Below are 20518 nucleotides of genomic sequence, written 5' to 3'. Positions count from 1 at the left end.
GTAATCAACAACTCCGGTTACGCCGGGCGAACGCCCGCAGCAAGCAGTGCCTGCTCAAATTTATCCAGGAAGATTTTCAGCTCTTCGTCACTGATCAGCAGAGACGGCAGCAGACGCAGAACGATACCGTTACGGCCACCGCGCTCCAGAATCAGACCGGCTTCGAAGCACTTCTTCTGAATCAGTGCAGACAGCTCGCCGTCGCCCGGGAAGCAGCCCATGTGGTCAGCGGCTTCGTTAGGCTTAACGATCTCAATACCGATCATCATGCCCAGACCGCGCACGTGGCCGATGACCGGATAGCGTTTCGCCATCTCTTTCAGCTGGCCTTTCAGCCATTCGCCCTGTGCAGCCACTTTGCCTGCGATGTTCTGGTCTTTCAGGATTTTCAGCGTCGTCAGACCGGTTGCCATCGCCAGCTGGTTGCCGCGGAAGGTACCGGTGTGGTGACCTGGCGCCCACGCATCGAACTGCTTTTTGATACCGAGTACGGCCAGCGGCAGACCGCCACCCACTGCTTTAGACATCACGATGATGTCTGGCTCAATGCCAGCGTGTTCGAAGGCGAAGAATTTACCGGTACGGGCAAAGCCAGCCTGAACTTCGTCGAGGATCAGCAGAATGCCGTGTTCCTGAGTCACTTTACGGATGCGCTGCAGCCACTCAGCCGGAGCCGGGTTCACGCCGCCTTCGCCCTGAACCGCTTCCAGGATCACCGCAGCAGGCTTACGCACGCCGCTTTCAACGTCGTTGATCAGGTTATCGAAGTAGTACGTCAGCGCTTTCACGCCCGCTTCACCACCGATACCCAGCGGGCAACGGTATTCGTGCGGGTAAGGCATGAACTGCACTTCTGGCATCATACCGTCAACCGCTTCTTTCGGAGACAGGTTGCCGGTCACGGACAGCGCGCCGTGGGTCATACCGTGGTAACCACCAGAGAAGCTGATGATACCGCTACGACCGGTCACTTTTTTCGCGAGCTTCAGCGCCGCTTCAACGGCGTCAGCACCGGATGGACCGGTGAACTGCAGGCAGTACTCTTTGCCCTGACCAGGCAGCAGAGAGAGCAGGTATTCAGAAAACGCGTCTTTCAGAGGCGTCGTCAGATCCAGTGTATGTAACGGCAAGCCGCTGGTAATGACATTTTGGATGCTTTTCAGCACATCAGGATGGTTATGGCCAAGCGCAAGGGTCCCTGCGCCTGCTAAACAGTCAAGGTATTCTTTATTATCTGCATCGGTGATCCACACGCCTTCTGCTTTAGTGATGGCTAAAGGCAGTTTGCGCGGATAACTCCTGACGTTAGATTCAAACTCGGCCTGACGGGCCAGATAGGTTTCGTTGCTTTTGTGGGCATCTACGGTGTCAATACGGACTTTATCCGTCATCATATCACTCCTACAACCGCCGCTTCGTTATGAGCCACGATTGAATAAAAAGTTAAAAAACAGATGGGGGCCTGAAAAAAACGCCGCCAATATAGAGCCTTTTGCCACGGGGCTCAATGGTTAATTTGTTTACTGTTTTGTGACACGGGGCTGTAACGAGGAAATATCCCCATTTTTAAAATGAAAATTGCATTTTATGCCAAATAAAAACAGCGCGTTACAGGCCGTTTACCCGGTGTGTAAAGTCACAGAAAAGAGTGTGACAAATCGTGCCATCGAACGGCATAAAAGGAGGGGGACGCTTCCTGTTTCTGCGTCTTGGGCAAAAAACGGCGGTTACGTTGCATGCGCAACGGAATCACGCGGTAAAAAAGGACTTTCTACGCGCGTGGTTTCCTGATGTTCTTCACCATTAATAATATGCAGGGCGCTCAGGCGACCAATTTCATAGTGTGGCAGTTGAACCGTCGTGAGAGGAGGCAGGAACAGCTCCCCAATGCCCACCATATTGTCATAGCCGATAACGGCGATATCTTCCGGTATGCGAAGCCCTTGCCCCAGTAGCGTCTGATAGACCATAAACGCGATACGATCGTTGCCGCAGATAACCGCGTCGAACCGGGGAATGCCATTCTGCATGTGCGCCAGCAATACTGACGGAATGTCGCGATAGTGCTCATCGCCGAGTGCCATATAGCTGTGCGCCAGGCCGTCCGGATCGAGCCCCACTTCACGGCATGCACGTTCCAGCCCCTGACGACGTCGGGTTGTGGCCAGATGCCCCTTAGGCAAATGCAGGCAGAGAGGGCGTCGATAACCCTCCGCGAGTAACGCCCGCACGGCGGTATATTGCCCCTGTTCATCATCGGGAATATAGCTGGCGACCTTTTCGCCGTCACTTTCGCAGTTGGCCAGCACGCAGGGAAGGGTGAGGAGTTTGGCCGGGAGAGGAACCTGACGTAACCCCATGGTGGTGTAGATAATTCCGTCAGGCCGATGAGAAAGGAGAAGGTCGACAATGGCGTCCGGGTTGTCATCGGTAAACATATTCATCACGAAGCTGTTCCAGCCGTGCATTCTGGCCGTCTCTTCAATCGACAGCGTGATCTCCACCGAGAAAGGCGTCGTCACCGTATCGAGCGCCAGTACGCCTATGGTTTTCGGCGAGGCATGCGCGCCGCGAATTTTCTTGGCGGAAAGATCGGGCACGTAGCTGGTCTGCTCGATAGCCAGCTGAACGCGCGCCAGCGTTTCCGGCTTAAGGCGCTCCGGGCTGTTCAGCGCACGTGAGACCGTCATCAGCGATACGTTAGCCAGCTTTGCGACGTCCTTCAGGGAAGCCATTTTCTTACTCCGTTAATGCTCTGTGTGAAAGGGTATACAACTAAGTCGCTGATGTAAAAGGAAGGCTGATGCACATGCCTGGTCAGGCTTACCTCCGTGATGAATGTTTGATCGCGATCTCATTCTCTTAATGTTAACGTTAACTTTCGTGATTAACATCTTAAATCTTCACCAAACAGCATGAGAAAGAAATTATGTTAACGTTACCATTGCGTCATTACTCCAACATGAGAATGTCATGATGAAAACGCATCACTCTCACAGCTACCCTTTATTAAGCGCACTACTCTTTTTCTTTTTTGTCACCTGGTCATCTTCCGGCTCGCTACTCTCCATCTGGCTTCATCAGGAAGTGGGCCTAAAAGCGGGGGATACCGGCATTATCTATGCCGTGCTGTCCGTCTCCGCGCTGTGCGCGCAAATCTGCTACGGCTTCATTCAGGACAAGCTCGGCCTGCGAAAAAACCTGCTCTGGTTTCTGACCTGTCTGCTCATTCTTTCCGGTCCGGCCTTCCTGCTGTTTGGTTATCTGCTGCAAATTAACGTGTTACTCGGCAGTATTTTCGGCGGGGTTTATATCGGGCTGACGTTTAACGGCGGAATAGGGGTCCTGGAGTCCTATACCGAGCGCGTGGCTCGCCAGAGCCAGTTTGAGTTTGGCAAGGCGAGGATGTGGGGATCGCTGGGCTGGGCAGTGGCAACTTTTTTTGCAGGACTCCTGTTCAACATTAATCCGAAGCTGAACTTCGCGGTGGCGAGCTGCGCCGGGCTGGTGTTTTTTGTGTTGCTGGCACGCCTCCGGGTCTCTTCCGCGCCGCACGCCATGCAGGAGGCGGTGTCCGGCGGTAAGGTCACGCTGGAGGATGCATTGCGCCTGCTGACGCTGCCGCGCTTCTGGGCGCTGGTATTTTTTGTTATCGGCACCTGTATTTATGGCGTCTATGACCAGCAGTTCCCGGTCTATTTCTCCTCACAGTTCCCGACGCTGCAGGAAGGAAACGCAATGTATGGCTATCTCAACTCCTTCCAGGTCTTCCTGGAGGCGGCGGGCATGTTTTGCGCCCCGTGGCTGGTGAATCGCCTCGGTGCGAAAAACGGCCTGATTTTCGCCGGAATGGTGATGGCGATGCGTATGGTGGCATCGGGTCTGGTTGAGGGGCCGGTATTGATCTCCATTACCAAGCTATTGCACGCGGTTGAGCTGCCCGTTTTGCTGGTCTCCATCTTCAAATACAACAGCCTGCATTTTGATAAACGACTCTCTTCCACCCTCTATCTGGTGGGCTTTGCCTGTACAAGCTCGGTGATTGCCTCGGTGCTGTCGCCGCTGGCAGGTTACAGCTATGAGAAATACGGCTTTGCCCAGTCCTATCTCATCATGGGGCTACTGGTCTTCAGCACCACGTTTATCTCCATCTTCCTGTTGCGCTCGGGTAAGTCCTCTTCTGACCCGCTTATGCCGCAACCTTCCACCATCTGATCAAAGAGTAGAGAAATGACGTATTCCATTACGAAAGCAGAACAGGAAATTCAGTCCAGACGCGAAGGGCTCAACCTGCGCTGGTATCCCCGTTACCACCTCGCTGCGCGTGCTGGCTGGATGAACGACCCGAATGGCCTGGTCTGGTTTGATGGCTGGTATCACGCCTTTTATCAGCACCATCCGTATTCGACCCAATGGGGTCCGATGCACTGGGGCCATGCGCGCAGCAAAGATTTAGTTCACTGGGAGCATCTCCCGGTTGCGCTGGCTCCGGAAGGACCAGACGACAAGGACGGCTGTTTTTCTGGCTCAGCCGTGGTGGATGGCGACACGCTGGCGCTGATCTACACCGGCCACAAATTCCACGGCGATCCCGGCGATGAGGCTAATCTCTACCAGGTTCAGTGCCTGGCAACCAGCCGTGACGGCATCCACTTTGTGCGGCACGGGACCGTCATTGACACACCGCCTGGACTGCATCACTTCCGCGATCCGAAAGTATGGCGTGAAGGGGAGTGGTGGTACATGGTCGTTGGCGCGCGAGAGGGTGATACGGGCCAGGTGCGTGCGTACCTGTCTGCCGATCTGCGAGAGTGGCAGGACAGGGGCGTGCTCGCGGTGGCTGAAAAAGAGATGGGTTATATGTGGGAATGTCCGGACTTTTTCACCCTTAATGGTAAACGCGTGCTGATGTTCTCTCCTCAGGGGCTGGCGGCGGACGGATTCAAAAACCGTAATCTTTTCCAGAGCGGGTATCTGGTAGGTGAATGGCAGCCCGGCCAGCCCTTTGTGCGTGAAGGTGAATTTGTAGAGATGGATTACGGGCATGATTTCTATGCGCCGCAAAGTTTCCTGACGCCCGACGGCCGCCGCATTGTTATCGGCTGGCTGGACATGTGGGAATCACCTCTGCCGGAACAGGAGGATGGCTGGGCAGGCATGCTCTCCTTACCTCGCGAGCTGACGCTGAGTGCGGATAATCATCTGCAAATGCATCCAGCCAGAGAAGTTGAAACCCTGCGCGGGGCGTGGTTCCCCTGGCCGATAACTACGCTTAATAACCAGCAGATGACGCTGGTGGAACACTGCGATGCGATGGAGGTCACTCTGCAATGGGATTGCGCGAACAGCAGCGCGGAGCAATACGGCATTCGTCTCGGCGACGGGCTACGCATCTATGTTGATGTCCAGATGCAGCGCCTGGTGCTGGAGCGTCACTATCCGCAGTATGGCCTGTGCGGTACCCGAAGCGTCGCGCTTAACCTGAACGACATGCTGAACCTGCGCCTTTTCTTTGATAGCTCGTCTGTGGAGGTGTTTATTAATGAGGGGGAAGCGTGCCTCAGCAGCCGTATTTATCCTGATGCAGACGGCCGCGAGCTGGCGTTGTTTGCCTGGGCGGGGGGAGCGTCGCTTATTCATGGCGGGGCATGGCAATTAGAATAAAAGGGCTTATGACATTTCTGACCCTTTGCATGGAGTGAGACCGGCAAATAAAAAAGGCGACCGCAGTCGCCTGATTTATTTTAGCGAACCCTTCTTTTACTGCTTCATTTGCATCAATCATCATATAATCCTCAAGAATAATTGAAAAAAACGCCCATCTGTTAAGGGCGGCTTTAGCAATACACTAAAGACTGACAATCACGAATCAAATATAATTTGTTGTTTAGCCCCTTTTAAGTCAGGGGAATCTCATTTTTTAAGCTGCGAATTAACGATTTTTTCATTTTCAACAGTCAGCAAAAGCGTATAGCCTTGTTTCTTCCATACCCCATTATTAGGCTTCCAGCCATTAGCAAGAAGATATTCAGCACTATCAGAGATAGGTTTATTCATTACATGATCAGCTTCCTTAGTGATGTTATTCACTTTAGGTGCTTTTGTATTGCATTGCCCCGCAGCATCCATCACTTGTGTACAGCCTTTAGGTAAACCATGCGCAGATTGTGCTTTCTGTACTGGATAGAGCGCTTGCGCATTTTCCATTGCTTGCTTTTCAGCTGAAGCGTTTATCGTTGCCTGCCTGTTTTGTTCTGCAATGTAACAAGCATCACGGCTAATACCTTGAGCTTCACAATCTGCCATGCGTTGAGCCTGTGAAGTACAACCCGCTAACGCAGAAACAGACAAAGCTACTATCATCAACTTGTTCATATGTCCTACACCGTTATTTAAATAAAGAGAATCGTTAAGCGTGTATCTATAAGAATAGCTTCTTTCATAATCTCACCCATTCAACATACATTAGCCCCATAAAGAAACCTGTGGCCACTAATGCTAATGCCACTATAGTGGAGAATAAAATATATTTTGTCATGTTCGCTATCATCAGAATAATCAAATTAAGCCAGTTAGCCATAAGTCATAGGGTGAGTTTGTAGTGATATCGTTGGTTAACTGGCTTGTTATTTAAAACTCTTAATAAAAGCCTCTAACGAAGAGGCGTGGGTTAAAAACTTTATTTAGAAACCGAAAGCTACACCAGCCCCGTAAGTAGCGCCGCCGAAGGAACCCGCACCAACAGAAGCTTTAGTTACGATGTGATCGGTAACACGAGCAGAGATTCCTATAGCAACAGCACCTTGAGAGTCATAACCGCCAGCACCAGCACCGATAGCGAAAGTCTGAGAGTCTGTTACCTGCGGGATGTTGCTCATAGCGGCCACAGAAGCAACACCAACAGCAGCACGTTTACGGTTGTTATCTACATCATCCTTAAGGTTCTGGAAGTTGTTATTACTTTCATTTTCTAACGCTGTAATACGTTCTTCATGGTTCTTCAGTTGTGCGCTGTGATTCTGAATAGTGGTTTCTTGTGCTTGTTGACGCGACTGAACGTTAGCGACAGCAGCTTTATTAGCAGCGGCTACTGTTTGTGCATCAACAGCTAAAGATTGCGCATAAGCGCCCGTATTTATTGCCTGAGTCGCTTTGTCAGAAGCATCTTGCAGGGCTTGATCTTGTCTATCCTGATCTGCTTTGAATGTATTTGAATCTACTTTAGTAGTAAGTGCGTTTGTGTTTGCATCAGCTTTAGCGTTTGCATTAATCGCAGAGGTTAAAGATGTGTTAGCCGTATTTGGAGCAGGAATTGTTGTAGCTACCGGAGTTTGGCTATCTACTACAGTGATTGTTAATTTCTGAACCCCGCCCTGAACCCCGATAGGATCATTACGGCTAATTATCTGTTGTACAGGAGCCTGAATAATAGCTTTTGGCGGTATAGTTGGAGTGTACATTAAGTTAGTTTGTACTGTTGGGATTTTGCTCGGAACATTGTAAGGCTGTGCAACTGGTATAGGTTGTTTGTTAGGAATCTGCTGAATAGGGAGACTTATTTTAGGTGGCACATTATAAGGTTGAATTGTTGGTTGTTTAACCGGAACGTTGTAAGCCTGTGGCTGTGGTGGAACAACCGGAGTTTTCTGTACTGGTAAAATAGCTTGAGGGGCTACCAAAGGAGTAGGAGTGTTATTTACCAACATTTTGGGTGGTACGTTATATGGTAATGGCGTAGGCTCTTTAACGGGGATGTTATTAGCTAACGGTACAGGGGCTTTCGTCGGAACGTTGTAAGCCATAGGGACAGGAATTTTATTAGGGGTGCTATTGGTCAACAAAGGAGGTACTTTGTTAGGTATGCTATGTGGTAATGGAGAAGGTACACCCTGATTAATAGGTGTAGGAATTTGTTGTTTAACTATAGGAATAGCAACAGGCGTAGCTACAGGAACCTTCTGAACCAAAGGAGGAGTTTTAATTATTGGCTTTGGTGGTTCAACAATCAAAGACTGCTTAGTTGGAGTAGTTATAATACTGTTAGCATTTGTAGTGTTAGCTGGTGCTGCAATCAAACCAGGCTCATTTAAAGTTGTTTTAGTATTAGTTACAGCAGTGTTACCAGAAACTACTACGGGTATATTAGCAGCTAAATTTACTTGTGCAGGTTTAGAAGGGGTTAACGTGCTCATAGATACAGGTGGAGTGATCCCTCCAATCTGTGTTACATAGATTAATTTACCTTGCGCCTGATCATAATAGCTATTGCTTACGAGTGTGTTATTAGCATCATTCAATGTGTTGCTTGCTATTACATTGTCACGAATCCACGGGGCATATTTTACAATGTCTGGATGTGAATTAAAGTAAGAGTTGGCAGCAGCAAGATCAGCACCAGTTAAAGAAGCTTCAGCTACACCAGTAGACACAACACTAAACATAAAAACAGCGATAGCTGATTTATTTAAAGACTTCATTTGAAAGCTCTCATCAATGCAAGAAAAAATTAAAGTAAGGGTGCTATCCGGGCAGGAAGATATAACCTCCTGTTATATCTGGATTAAACCTTGGTGAGTCTCAAAATTTAAGTTTGATAACTTATTTCGCAACGTGCAGTAACTATCTATGAATGTGTAATTTTGATTATTGATCTAGATCATGGATAGCATTTATCGCTAAACAGGTCTGCTGTAATATGAAAGGTATTATCTTAATAAATACAATTAGATAAGATTTATGACGTTCTGGATCTCAGAACATGAGAAAATTTCAATGCATAAGGTATGCTTAAGCATTTAACTATAAAATCATGCTAAATGTGTAAAACAGTTAATTCAAATTTATAGATTTTCCTACATTCTTTGCTTTTGAATCCTTTTTGTGTTTTGAATGAAAGTGGGTATTCAACTAAAGATTTTCTCTGTAGTTACTCACTAAAAATAAATGTGTTGAAAACTTATACGAAGTTGTATCTGGCTTGAATTGCTATATCTAAGTAAGAAGGTTGTTATACGAAATGGAGAGTTTAGAAGAGGGGGCATGATAGCCCCATATTTAGAGTGGGTTATGCTAAGCTTGTCTCTTTTCATTCCAGGCATCGGAATGCAAGATATTGCCATCTTTATAAAGGTGAGTGATCTTTTCATAAGCTAAAGACACATCTTCCATATGGCCTGTACCCGTAGCCGTTCGGGTATCATGCATCACAGGGCTAAAGCTAACTACTTTCACATTTTCTAGTGTAATGGTGTAGTAAATTTCCTCTTGCCCGCTGTAGTTGATACGATAGAAATTAAACTCAGCGCTTTTAAGAGTTTGCCCCGTTGCAACTGCTTTAAACAGATAGGGTGATGAACTATCAATCTCTTTAGTGAAATTGAATGAGCAATGTTGTCGGCTTCCTGTCACTTTACCTGTTAAATTGTCTGTAGGAATGATCACGCTATGCTGTAAGCTACGTAGTTCTATGCTTCCATCACGTCCATGAACGTCACAAGACCCCATGATCTGAGATCCACCATCATCTTTTAAAATCAAATGTACTGGTACAGCCATTTTTAACGCTCCTTGCTGTTAGTCGTATAACCATCTTCCTGCTTTAGCCGATTCTGCAAACATCCTTACAGTAAGAGGTTTTGAGATTTGCTTTACTGGTTTATCAGTAAACCATCTTCTAAAGAACCACGTTCTAAACCACGGATAATATTTCTGATAATTCATTGCTGACATGTCAACATTAAAAAATCTGTCGTATTTATTAATGCAATAAATTAAATCATCATCGTCTGCATAATCTTGAAGAATATCATCAAGCTCTAACGGTATCAGCTTTCCTGTGAATGTACCTGACACAGGTAACTCTTTACGGAATAGCTCTAAAACTTCCTGATCTGTTACCATATGCGATCTTTCTCGTGTGCGATTGTGTTGTAGTCACGAACGGTTTTATAAACGATTTGACTAATATCGCTCGCTACTATAGCCCAACCAACAACAGGTAATCCACGCCCCACAAAAGCGCCCAGGTTAGTAACATATTTAGGCTTAAGTGTTGTTATGCTCGCTTCTGTAAGAGTTGGAAGTCTTACAGGTAATTCAGTGTTAAGAAGGTGGCGAAGGTATTTTGATGCTATTGACGTACCCGCTGTGGTTCCGTAAGGTTTACCTCTTGTTTTTAATAATGGCAGACCCAGAATAATACAGCTCATTGAAATAACATCTTTAATTCCGCCAAATTGATCATTAACTCTATCCAGTAAAATCCAAAAAAATAACTCTCCTGCAGTGATATTGCATACGCCACGATAGAAATATGTTCCATTTAATTCTTCAACTGTATCCATCAGTAACCCTTTAGTTTCAGGTAACATGTTGATTAATCGTACTGCGTGCAAGTACAAAGGGGAAGCTGTTTTTATGAAAAAGCACTTAAAATCAAAGTGCTGTTGGCTAAATGATAAAGGTTATGTGTGCAGGCTATACATTGAGACAGTCGGATACCAGTGAATTATATAAGGGAAAGAGAAGGGAATTCATTAGCTACTGCTCAATACCATCTATTAAAATGTTAATTATTTTCTTTTCTGTGAAGGATCTTTTAGTCGTTTAATTAAAAAGACAGAGAGTAATTGGGTGTCGTTGTTCTTTCTGAGTATTCGAAGTCTTTCGCTCCTGCCTTGCGTGAAGAATCATTATCCGAAAGAGTGTGCTTGCTTGAGCAAGCAACTTCCCCTAATCTGGCAAAAAGTAAGCTAATGCTTACCAAATGACTCGGGGTGCCCTTCTTCGTTGAAGGCTGAGAAATACCCGTATTACCTGATCTGGATAATGCCAGCGTAGGGAAGTCAGATGCCTTCCCGGTATCGCTTCTTCACGCAAGGCAGGAGCGAACCCATGCAGCCTGACCTGCTCGATTTACACGTTTTACACCACTTCCGAACCCGTTCTCCACTGACCCATTGTATGACCAACGATGTTGTACAGACCTTTACGGCCAACGTTTTGCTGGCGCTTGGCGCATCACCGGCGATGGTGATCGAGGCCGAAGAGGCCGAGCAGTTTGCCGCGATAGCCGATGCGCTGCTGGTTAACGTTGGCACGCTGACCGCGCCGCGCGCCCAGTCGATGCGTCGGGCAATAGAAAGCGCGGTGGCGGCAGGCAAACCCTGGACGCTGGACCCGGTTGCCGTTGGCGCGATCGCGTTCCGCACCCGTTTTTGCCATCAAATTCTTGCCCTGAAACCGGCGGCCATTCGCGGCAATGCCTCTGAAATCCTTGCTCTTGCCGGGATTAGCGCCGGCGGGCGCGGCGTCGATACGACCGATACCGCCGCCAGCGCGGTGCCTGCTGCCCAGGCGCTGGCCCGGCAGATCAATACGATTGTGGTGGTCACCGGCGAGGTGGACTACATCACGGACGGGCAACGTACCCGAACGGTTACGGGCGGTGACCCGCTGATGACGCGCGTGGTGGGCACCGGGTGCGCGCTTTCTGCCGTTGTGGCGGCGAGCTGCTCGCTGCCGGGTGACCGGCTGGATAACATCGCTGCCGCCTGCGGATGGATGAAACGAGCCGGAACGGTCGCGGTTGTGCAGTCGCGTGGCCCGGGCAGTTTTGCCAGCGCGTTCCTGGATGCGCTCTACACGCTGGAGGAACAGGCATGAAGCGAATTAACGCCCTGACCATTGCCGGCACCGATCCCAGCGGCGGCGCGGGTATCCAGGCTGACCTGAAAACTTTCTCAGCCCTTGGCGCGTACGGCTGCTCGGTCATCACCGCGCTGGTGGCGCAAAACACGCGCGGCGTGCAGTCGGTCTACCGTATCGAGCCGGATTTTGTTGCCGCGCAGCTGGATTCAGTGTTCAGCGACGTGCGCATCGATACCACCAAAATCGGCATGCTGGCCGAAACGGATATCGTTGAAGCGGTGGCCGAGCGGCTTAAACGCTATCAGGTACAAAACGTGGTGCTGGATACGGTGATGCTGGCGAAAAGCGGCGATCCGCTGCTCTCCGCCTCTGCCGTGGAAACGCTGCGCAAAAAGCTGCTGCCACAGGTGGCGCTCATCACGCCCAATCTGCCGGAAGCCGCCGCGCTGTTGGGCACATCGCACGCGCAAACGGAACGCGAGATGAAAGCGCAGGGGAACGCGCTGCTGGCGATGGGCTGCGGGGCGGTGCTGATGAAGGGTGGGCATCTGGATGACGCGGAAAGCCCGGACTGGCTCTTCACCCGCGACGGCGAAGTGCGCTTTACCGCGCCGCGCGTGCACACCAAAAATACCCACGGCACAGGCTGTACGCTCTCGGCCGCGCTGGCGGCGCTGCGTCCCCGGCATGAAGGCTGGGCCGAAACGGTGCGCGAAGCGAAATCCTGGCTATCGGCGGCGCTGGCAAAAGCCGATACTCTGGAAGTCGGTCACGGTATTGGGCCGGTTCATCATTTTCATGCATGGTGGTAAGCCAGTATACTGGCAGAAAACACCACGCCTGAGAAAACAGAGATGGAACAAGCGCATACCCGGTTAATCGCTCAACTGAATGAACGGATCGCCGCGCCCGATAACACGCCGCTGTACCTGAAGTTTGCCGAAACGGTAAAAAACGCGGTGCGCAGCGGCATGCTGGAGCACGGGAATATTTTGCCCGGCGAGCGCGATCTGAGCCAGTTAACCGGGGTGTCGCGCATTACCGTGCGAAAAGCGATGCAGGCGCTGGAGGAAGAGGGCGTGGTGACGCGTTCCCGTGGCTATGGCACGCAAATCAACAACATCTTTGAATATTCGCTTAAAGAGGCGCGCGGCTTTTCCCAGCAGGTGGTGCTTCGCGGTCAAAAGCCCAATACGCTATGGGTCAACAAGCGGGTGGTGAAGTGCCCGGAAGAGGTGGCAAACCACCTGTCGATTCTTCCGGACAGCGAGGTCTTTTTGCTCAAGCGCATTCGCTATGTGGATGACGATGCGGTGTCGATTGAAGAGTCCTGGGTGCCGGTTGGGCTCATTCCCGATCCGGATGCGATTGGTATTTCGCTGTACGACTACTTCCGCAGTCAGAATATTTTCCCGCAGCGCACCCGTTCACGGGTCAGCGCCCGTATGCCGGACAGCGAGTTTCAGGCGCACATTAAGATGGACGAAAAAATACCGGTGCTGGTGATCAAGCAGGTCGCGCTTGACCAGCAGCACCGGCCGATTGAGTACAGCATCAGCTACTGTCGCAGCGATCTATACGTCTTTGTGTGCGAGGAGTAATTCGTCGCGAGTCGGGGCGCAGTCTCCGCCTCGGTGGCTGACTACCCAGGACGCCACGGCATTCCCCAGCAGAACGGCGTCTGCCAGTGACCATCCCGCCGCCAGCCCGGCAAGCGTGCCGCCCGCGTGGCTGTCGCCAGCGCCAATGGTGTCCACAACCGTCGCCGGGAACGCCGGAACAACGCCCGAGGTCTTACCGTCATACCACGCGGCGCCGTCTTTATCATGCCGCACAATCAGCGCGGCACCGAAACGCAGCGGCCACTCCGCACCCAGATCTTCAGCCGCGACACCCAGTCGCTCGGCTGCGATCTCTGCTTCCTGACGATTAAGCGACACAATCGGCCTGCAGGCCATAATCCGCGCCATCAGCGCGTCGGGAATATCCGCGATGCGGGGACCGAAATCGATAAAGACCGTCACGTCCGGTAACCCCTCCAGCCAGCGTGTCAGCAGCTCGCCGCTGGGCGAGGCCAGCTGATAGCCGGACAAATAGACCAGGCTGTTCGACGGGATATTAAGCACATCAAGCCAGCGCTGCTGCCACTGGTTCTCCACGCCGCTAAAGGACATAAAGGTGCGCTCGCCGTCTGGCTCCACCAGCGCGAGGCACCAGCCGTTATCGCCGGTTTCGGCCTCAATGGCGCTGTGCAGATCCTGCTTCGCCATGGCGTTGCGAATGATGTCCGCCCACACGCCGTGGCCGACGGGCAGGGCGTTTTGCGCCGTAATGCCGAGCCGTTTCAGGGCGATGGCAATGTTCAGCGCGCAGCCGCCGATATTCACCCCCTGCTGTTTGAGCTCGATATCGCACCCGCGCCAGGGCAGGGCGTAGGCGTCGGCGATGACGTCAATCACCGCTGCGCCCAGCACCGTCACCGGGCGCGTGGCGTGCAGATTGTCGAGACGTTGGGCAAATGCATTCATACGCCCTCCCTTTGCTCCCTGAAGTGCAGCAGTTTCTCGCAATAGTGGCCGAAATCGAGCCGGTTGGCGGCGTCGAGTTCGGCTTTGAGCGCCGGGTCAATCGCCTGCACGCCGTGGAGCGCACCGCAGATGGCCGTCGCCATCGCGCCAATGGTGTCGGTATCGCCGCCCAGATTGGCGCATAAAATGGCGCAGCGGTTTGGGTCGGTTCCCGCCAGTTCGACCATCGCAATAGCTGCCGGAACGGACTCAATGGTGCTGGTTCCGGCCCCCACGAGCTGGTACACCTGCTCGCTGGCGGACTCAATACCGTTGGCTTCCCGCACGGTCTTAAGGGCCAGCTCAATACGCGCCGCCAGCGACGCGCTGAAGGTGGTGGTTTTCGCCTCCTGCGCATAGCGGGCAATACCCGGCAGGGCATCGACGATGTTCTGCCAGCTTTCGCCGTCGATGGCACGGGAAACCGCCCAGGCAATCACCACCGCGCCGGCAATGGCGAGATCGGATTTATGGGTCGGGCTGGAGGCCTGCGCCACCTGCTCAACAAAGTGTTCCAGACGCGTGGCCGGAAGCAGGCAGCCCAGCGGGGAGGCGCGCATCGCCGCCCCGTTGGTCACGCCGTTGTTTTCCAGTTCGCTAACCGGTTTCCCGTCGCGAATCGCGTTAAGCGCGATTTTGGAGGTCGGGCCGAGCACGTTCTTATTGAACGCGTCGAAGTCGAGCGCCCAGCGCAGAATATGCTTGCCGATAATGTCCGGGTTAATCTCCCCGTCGCACTCGACGATCGCGTCCGCCAGGCACAGCGCCATTGAGGTATCGTCGGTGAACTCTGCCTGTTTGAAATAGCAGGCCGCATTATTCTCTGCCGGGCCGGGTAAAAAGCGGTCGATCCAGCCGAAGTGCGCTTTGACGCGCTTTCTCGGCCACAGCTCCGACGGCATGCCCATCGCATCCCCTAACGCCTGCCCGTAAAGGGCCCCGAGAACACGTTCTTGTTTCATTTAACTTCCCCTTGTGTCAGCGCGGCATCGCCATCAACCACCTCAATTGCGGTGATCTCTTTATCCGATTCGCGGAAAAACAGCATAAACAGCACGGCAATCACGGCAATCATGATTGCACCAAACGCCCACATTCCGGCCCAGTTGAAGGTCAGCCCATTCACCGGCTCTTTGTATGCGAACATTTTTTCCATCATCACGCCGCCCAGGCGATAACCCAGCAGGCTACCAAAGCCCTGGCAGCACAGCGTAATCAGGCCCTGCGCGGCGGTGCGCATGTGCACCGGCGCTTTTTTATCCACGTAGATATACGCGGTAACGTAGTAGAAGTCGTAGCTCACGCCGTGCAGCAGAATGCCGAGGAACAGCAGGGCGTAGGTAAGGTACTGTTCTGCACCGCCGTAAACGAAGAATCCGTAGCGGATAGCGGCCGTGATCAGACCCAGCAGTAAGACCTTCTTAATACCAAAGCGTTTGGTAAAGAACGGCAGCGCCAGCATAAAGAAGATTTCGGAGAACTGGCCGAGCGTCATCCAGCCGGTGGCGTTTTTCATCCCCACTTCGGTGAGATAGCCGTTAGCGAAGATGTAGTAGAAGGCCAGCGGCATGGCGAACAGGAACGAGCAGAAGAAGAACAGCAGGAAGTTTTTGTCGCGCAGCAGGATCAGCGCGTCCAGCCCCAGCATCACCTTGAAGTCCAGCTTGCCGGTGCTCTTTGGCGGGGTGTTCGGCAGGAACAGGGCAAACACGCCGAGCAGGGCTGAGCTGGCTGCGGTCATCAGCAGCGGAATATTGGTATCGGAAATATCGCTGTAGCCCAGCATCTGCGGCAGGAATCCGCACGCCAGCCCGGAGGCGATCCAGCCGATGGTGCCCATCACGCGGATGCGCGGGAAATCGGCCTCGACGTCATCTACGTTCGCGAAGGCAATGCTGTTGGTCAGCGCGATGGTCGGCATATAGGTCAGGGAGTAAACCAGCAGCAGCGGGAAGAAGGTGCTGAACTGGGTTTGCTGTGCGGCGAAGTACATCAGAATGGCGCCGGCGAACATCAGTACCGCCAGCACTTTCTGTGCGGCGAAGAAGCGGTCCGTCAGCGAGCCGACCAGAATCGGTGAGAGGATAGCGGCAATGGCGGTACAGGCGTAAGACCAGCCTATTTCCCCGGCGGTAAAACCGCTTTTGCTTAGCCACAGCCACAGCGGCACAAACCACGCGCCCCAGATAAACCATTCAACAAACATCATGAATGACAGTTGGACTTTCGTTTTCATTTTTTAATCCTGCATGTCAGAGAGGGTACGCCTTTAACATACCACTTAATAATACCTTTTAAATACCTTTGCGGCGATTGTTTGATCAATGTAACAGTTTTGTTGTACACGAATCGAGCCAGCAGATTGTGCTGAAAAAAAATGCAAAGGGTGGAAAATCTGTTAAGTCGGTACCAGGCTTAGTCTGCCCATAAAAGATGGGACTGGATAAACACACACCGACACGACGTCGGACTTACGGGAGTATCACATGACTGATATTGCGCAGTTGCTTGGCAAAGACGCCGACAGCCTTTTACAGCATCGTTGTATGACCATTCCAGCCGACCAGCTGTATCTGCCTGGTCATGACTACGTTGATCGCGTGATGATCGATAACAACCGTCCGCCTGCGGTCCTGCGAAATATGCAGACGCTCTACAACACCGGGCGGCTCGGCGGCACCGGGTATCTCTCTATTCTGCCGGTAGATCAGGGCGTTGAGCACTCGGCGGGCGCCTCATTCGCGGCGAATCCGCTCTACTTCGATCCGAAGAACATTGTTGAGCTGGCGATTGAAGCGGGCTGTAACTGTGTAGCCTCCACCTACGGCGTGCTGGCTTCGGTTTCGCGTCGCTATGCCCACCGCATTCCGTTCCTTGTGAAGCTCAACCACAACGAAACTCTGAGCTACCCTACCGAATATGACCAGACCCTCTACGCCAGCGTCGAGCAGGCGTTCAATATGGGGGCGGTGGCGGTAGGGGCGACCATCTATTTCGGTTCTGAGCAGTCTCGTCGTCAGATTGAAGAGATCTCCGCGGCGTTTGAACGCGCGCACGAGCTGGGCATGGTCACCGTACTGTGGGCGTATCTGCGCAACAATGCGTTCAAGAAAGACGGCGTGGATTACCACGTGTCGGCCGACCTGACCGGGCAGGCGAACCACCTGGCGGCGACCATCGGCGCAGATATTGTGAAGCAGAAAATGGCCGAGAATAACGGCGGCTATAAAGCGGTGAACTTTGGCTATACCGATGACCGCGTATACAGCAAGCTGACCAGCGATAACCCGATCGATCTGGTGCGCTACCAGCTGGCGAACTGCTACATGGGCCGTGCGGGGCTGATTAACTCCGGCGGCGCGGCGGGCGGCGATACTGACCTGTCAGACGCGGTACGTACGGCGGTTATTAACAAACGCGCGGGCGGCATGGGGCTGATCCTTGGCCGTAAGGCGTTTAAGAAATCGATGGCCGACGGCGTGAAGCTGATCAATGCGGTACAGGACGTCTATCTGGACAGTAAAGTCACGATTGCCTGACGCCTCCATCTCCCTCTCCCTGTGGGAGAGGGGGGTGGGGTGAGGGCATCATCGCGCACCGTGTGAAACATCAGCGCAAAAGCACGCAGTCCGGCGGCAGCCGACACTGCAGCGCGCCGGGCAACACCTCAATGCGGAACTGTGTTCCGCTCAGCGGCTCTCCATCGAGGTTAAACGTCATCCCGTGCGGCGCATTCACCTCAAACCATGCGGATTTACCGTCAATGATATTCGGACTCTCTTCCGGCTGCGTCAGCGTGGTAAACAGCGCGGGCAGCAGGCCGTCGCCCGTAAAAATACGCAGCTGTAGCTGGCCGTCATTGATCAGCGCCTCCGGGCAGAGCTGCTGCCCGCCGCCTGCCTGGCGACCATTGCCAATGCCAATCACCAGCGCGTCACCCTGCCACTGAAAATCCTCGCCGCGAATTTCGCAGCGGTCAGGCTTGAGGGTGTCCATGCGCATCAGGCCGTGGATGAGATACGACACGCCGCCCAGCGCCGCCTTTAGCTTTTCCGGCGTTTCGCTGGTGATGCGCGTGCCAAACCCGCCCGTCGCCATATTGATAAAACAGGTTTTATCATTCACCTGCGCAATATCCACAGCGGTGGCCTTGCCGAGGATCGCCAGCTGGAGCGCCTTCTCTAACTCCTCGGGGATCCCGGCGCTGGTGGCAAAATCATTGGCGGTGCCGAGCGGTAAAATACCCATCACCGGGCGGTTTGCCGGGGGCAGGTCGATCAGCGCTGACGCGATCTCATTGATGGTGCCATCGCCACCGCCAGAAATGATGGTGTTGACGCCAAGCCCGAGGGCTTCATTGATATAGCGTGCCGCGTCGCCTTTTTCCCATGTTACCCTTACGTGGATGCGCGCGCCGTCGTCACGTAAACCCTGAATTGCCTGACGCAGCAGATCGTTGCCCGCACTTTTGCCATTGAGAATCAATAAACTGTCTTGATAGGTTGCCATCCGCGCTGCTCCCTTTTTTAGCGTTAGTAAGAGTGTATAGCAGAGAGGAAAAAAGCGGGTAAGAACAGGATGAAAGGAAAAAAATAAGGCTGCGGAAAGGGGATTTATCCCCCTTCGTGGCGTTTACCTTTTATACGCTGGTCCCTCAATTGACGCTTGGTGTCAACGTTTGAGCCCTGCCATTTGCCTGTTCTCAATTTTCAACTGTTTACGCCACACCCGATTATGTAGCGTTAGCGCAATTGAACGGTAAAAGACTGACGTATTCATCCACACGATATTCAGGCCGAAAAATCCCAATCCTAATAGTGAGGTTATTTGCGGTGTGTAATTCTCTACAGAGCCGAATAAAAGTGAAATCCATGTCCAGATAAAATACACGATGCTCATCAAGCCGGTCAGTGTAATGACAGAAATATGCAGTTTATATCCCGTTAAGGAACCTCTGGCCGTTAAAAACATCGTGCTCATTACAATCATGCAATACACCACTGCTGCAAGGAATACTCCCATCATTACCTTAAATTCAGGTAAGCCGAGCAGGCGAAATAGCAACATCCAGACAGAAACTTGTAGCATAGCGTAGCAAAAAATAGTGAGTAAGGTACTTATTGCTAAGGGAATACCTGTCATATGTACACCCACAGGAACACCGAACTGACCTTTTAAGCGATTTTTCAATGATTCAAGCCGTTGGCAATCGTCAGTCGCCATTTCACCTGTTATCACAGCACTTAATGAAAGGCTCTTTTTGATGTAATTTATCATGTCCGGGTCAATAACTTCCTGTAAACGAAAAAGACTGAATCAAACCAAAAACGTATTTACCAGATTGTGTAATATTCTGAGGATTACGGATTGTACCCGAGACAGCACTGCCAACAAATGCTGAGGAGTTTGAAATAGCATTCAACAGCTCTCGCTGTAAGAGCAGCTGCAGCGCTTCCGAGGGGTAACGTTTAGGGTAAACGCCAGCTTTCATCGCTGCTTTAACCCCTGAATTAGAGATCCCGGGATTTCGGATACGAATGATTTCCTCAGTTAACCGCGTGCGGTCTGCCCGGCTCATTTTTTGTAATAACGAGAGTAAACTTTCAGACGTTGAGCGATTAAGTAGGCGGTAGGTTAATACAGCGCTTTTTAGACCCGCAGCAGCCCCGGCAAGTGAAATCGCATCAAGAGCAGTATTGGTTGCGGTATACCACTCCTGGGAATCCATCCACACAACATAGTCATTATGATTCATGGCAATAAGTGACAAGCGGCCAAGCCCGTTTGCACACTGAATTCCTGTTGCTACACCACCAGCGACAATCACAGCGGCAACAGCGCCGGAAGAACCTGCGGTGAGAGGAATGGCCATACCTGCACCTGCAGCAAGTACGACAGTGAGAATGGCAGCTCCGCAAGAAATCGCCGTAGAACCTATTTCAGTCGCTAATGAAGGTGACTGAATCGTCGTCGTCGTTGCCTGGAGAGGATTACTTGATGAGGCGTTTACTTTAGTGATGACGACATGACTCACCGAGCTTTCGTTTGGCGTCGCAATCCGTCTTGAGGGTCTCACTAACCACTGACGCGCACCGTCTGAGTAGATGATCCCAACCTGGCTAAAGTTACGGCTACAGTCCAGCTGATTGGCAAGGGCGGTGAAATTAATATCGCCCCCGGAGGCTAGACCCAGACTGCGGGCGAGTTCGTAATCCGGAATATCCTTTGAAATCTGACCAGGAAAAGTCATGTTGTCTCTCCGTCCGTGTGAAATCGTATAACGCTAAGAAATCAAGAGTAAA

At 51.9% G+C, this 20518-nt stretch carries 19 protein-coding genes and 1 riboswitch; of the genes, 6 read left to right on the top strand and 13 right to left on the bottom strand.

Features of this window, described 5'->3' with window-relative positions; translation table 11 throughout:
• Nucleotides 1-17: 17 nt before the first annotated feature.
• The gene (locus tag OTG14_RS11170) at nt 18-1394 is read right to left on the bottom strand and encodes a diaminobutyrate--2-oxoglutarate transaminase (RefSeq protein WP_024908137.1); all 1377 of its coding nucleotides are present in this window, start codon (nt 1392-1394) and stop codon (nt 18-20) included.
• Between the two features lie 333 nt (nt 1395-1727).
• Complete coding sequence (locus tag OTG14_RS11165; protein ID WP_208763081.1) at nt 1728-2735, bottom strand: LacI family DNA-binding transcriptional regulator; 1008 nt, start codon at nt 2733-2735, stop codon at nt 1728-1730.
• Nucleotides 2736-2973: 238 nt separating this feature from the next.
• Between OTG14_RS11165 and OTG14_RS11160 the strand changes: the two genes are divergently transcribed.
• Nucleotides 2974-4215 carry an MFS transporter gene (locus OTG14_RS11160; protein ID WP_208763080.1) on the top strand — a complete coding sequence of 414 codons (1242 nt, stop codon included), beginning with the start codon at nt 2974-2976 and terminating at the stop codon, nt 4213-4215.
• A 15-nt stretch (nt 4216-4230) separates the two neighbouring features.
• On the top strand, nt 4231-5664 hold the full coding sequence (locus OTG14_RS11155; RefSeq protein WP_208763079.1) for a glycoside hydrolase family 32 protein: 1434 nt from the start codon (nt 4231-4233) through the stop codon (nt 5662-5664).
• Nucleotides 5665-5913: 249 nt separating this feature from the next.
• On the opposite strand, the gene OTG14_RS11150 is transcribed toward OTG14_RS11155, so the two are convergent.
• The 5 genes from OTG14_RS11150 to OTG14_RS11130 all read right to left on the bottom strand — a co-directional run bounded on the left by OTG14_RS11150 (nt 5914) and on the right by OTG14_RS11130 (nt 10343).
• Entirely contained in the window at nt 5914-6375 is a 462-nt protein-coding gene (locus OTG14_RS11150) for a hypothetical protein (protein ID WP_244319925.1), read from the bottom strand.
• 308 nt (nt 6376-6683) lie between these two features.
• A complete protein-coding gene (locus tag OTG14_RS11145) occupies nt 6684-8477 on the bottom strand; it encodes a YadA C-terminal domain-containing protein (protein WP_208763078.1) in 1794 nt (597 codons plus the stop codon).
• 592 nt (nt 8478-9069) lie between these two features.
• Nucleotides 9070-9555 (bottom strand): Hcp family type VI secretion system effector, encoded by a 486-nt coding sequence (locus tag OTG14_RS11140; RefSeq protein ID WP_032641704.1) that lies wholly within the window; start codon nt 9553-9555, stop codon nt 9070-9072.
• Nucleotides 9556-9573: 18 nt separating this feature from the next.
• Nucleotides 9574-9900, bottom strand: coding sequence for a DUF1493 family protein (locus tag OTG14_RS11135; RefSeq protein ID WP_032646524.1), 327 nt, complete (start codon nt 9898-9900; stop codon nt 9574-9576).
• The gene (locus OTG14_RS11130; protein ID WP_208763077.1) at nt 9894-10343 is read right to left on the bottom strand and encodes an STM2901 family protein; all 450 of its coding nucleotides are present in this window, start codon (nt 10341-10343) and stop codon (nt 9894-9896) included. Before OTG14_RS11130 ends, OTG14_RS11135 begins: the two co-directional genes overlap by 7 nt.
• Nucleotides 10344-10761: 418 nt before the next feature.
• A riboswitch (TPP riboswitch) is annotated at nt 10762-10859 on the top strand.
• Nucleotides 10860-10893: 34 nt separating this feature from the next.
• Here OTG14_RS11130 and thiM point away from each other — a divergent pair.
• The 3 genes from thiM to OTG14_RS11115 are packed head-to-tail and all read left to right on the top strand — an operon-like array spanning nt 10894 to nt 13250.
• Nucleotides 10894-11664: a hydroxyethylthiazole kinase gene (gene thiM / locus OTG14_RS11125; RefSeq protein ID WP_208763076.1), complete on the top strand. Its 771-nt coding sequence runs from the start codon at nt 10894-10896 to the stop codon at nt 11662-11664.
• On the top strand, nt 11661-12461 hold the full coding sequence (thiD, locus tag OTG14_RS11120; RefSeq protein WP_208763075.1) for a bifunctional hydroxymethylpyrimidine kinase/phosphomethylpyrimidine kinase: 801 nt from the start codon (nt 11661-11663) through the stop codon (nt 12459-12461). Before thiM ends, thiD begins: the two co-directional genes overlap by 4 nt.
• Nucleotides 12462-12503: 42 nt before the next feature.
• On the top strand, nt 12504-13250 hold the full coding sequence (locus OTG14_RS11115; protein WP_208763074.1) for a GntR family transcriptional regulator: 747 nt from the start codon (nt 12504-12506) through the stop codon (nt 13248-13250).
• On the opposite strand, the gene OTG14_RS11110 is transcribed toward OTG14_RS11115, so the two are convergent.
• From OTG14_RS11110 to OTG14_RS11100, 3 genes are read right to left on the bottom strand one after another with little or no spacing between them, the layout of a single operon-like run.
• Complete coding sequence (locus OTG14_RS11110) at nt 13224-14177, bottom strand: PfkB family carbohydrate kinase (protein ID WP_048992472.1); 954 nt, start codon at nt 14175-14177, stop codon at nt 13224-13226. The genes OTG14_RS11115 and OTG14_RS11110 overlap by 27 nt on opposite strands.
• Nucleotides 14174-15178: an ADP-ribosylglycohydrolase family protein gene (locus OTG14_RS11105; protein ID WP_048992469.1), complete on the bottom strand. Its 1005-nt coding sequence runs from the start codon at nt 15176-15178 to the stop codon at nt 14174-14176. Before OTG14_RS11105 ends, OTG14_RS11110 begins: the two co-directional genes overlap by 4 nt.
• On the bottom strand, nt 15175-16452 hold the full coding sequence (locus OTG14_RS11100; protein WP_267215065.1) for a nucleoside permease: 1278 nt from the start codon (nt 16450-16452) through the stop codon (nt 15175-15177). Before OTG14_RS11100 ends, OTG14_RS11105 begins: the two co-directional genes overlap by 4 nt.
• A gap of 250 nt (nt 16453-16702) precedes the next feature.
• Between OTG14_RS11100 and fbaB the strand changes: the two genes are divergently transcribed.
• Nucleotides 16703-17755 carry a class I fructose-bisphosphate aldolase gene (fbaB, locus tag OTG14_RS11095; RefSeq protein WP_023312424.1) on the top strand — a complete coding sequence of 351 codons (1053 nt, stop codon included), beginning with the start codon at nt 16703-16705 and terminating at the stop codon, nt 17753-17755.
• Nucleotides 17756-17825: 70 nt separating this feature from the next.
• Here fbaB and yegS read toward each other — a convergent pair whose 3' ends face one another.
• The 3 genes from yegS to ssp4 all read right to left on the bottom strand — a co-directional run bounded on the left by yegS (nt 17826) and on the right by ssp4 (nt 20466).
• Entirely contained in the window at nt 17826-18725 is a 900-nt protein-coding gene (gene yegS / locus OTG14_RS11090) for a lipid kinase YegS (RefSeq protein ID WP_032646512.1), read from the bottom strand.
• Between the two features lie 162 nt (nt 18726-18887).
• Nucleotides 18888-19439: a hypothetical protein gene (locus tag OTG14_RS11085; RefSeq protein WP_232473026.1), complete on the bottom strand. Its 552-nt coding sequence runs from the start codon at nt 19437-19439 to the stop codon at nt 18888-18890.
• 61 nt (nt 19440-19500) lie between these two features.
• The gene (gene ssp4, locus OTG14_RS11080; RefSeq protein ID WP_267215064.1) at nt 19501-20466 is read right to left on the bottom strand and encodes an Ssp4 family T6SS effector; all 966 of its coding nucleotides are present in this window, start codon (nt 20464-20466) and stop codon (nt 19501-19503) included.
• Between the last annotated feature and the right edge of the window lie 52 nt (nt 20467-20518).

Source organism: Enterobacter pseudoroggenkampii (assembly GCF_026420145.1).
Lineage (GTDB): Bacteria > Pseudomonadota > Gammaproteobacteria > Enterobacterales > Enterobacteriaceae > Enterobacter > Enterobacter pseudoroggenkampii.
Note: the sequence above shows the minus strand (reverse complement) of the source record. Positions and strands in the feature narration are given on the sequence as shown.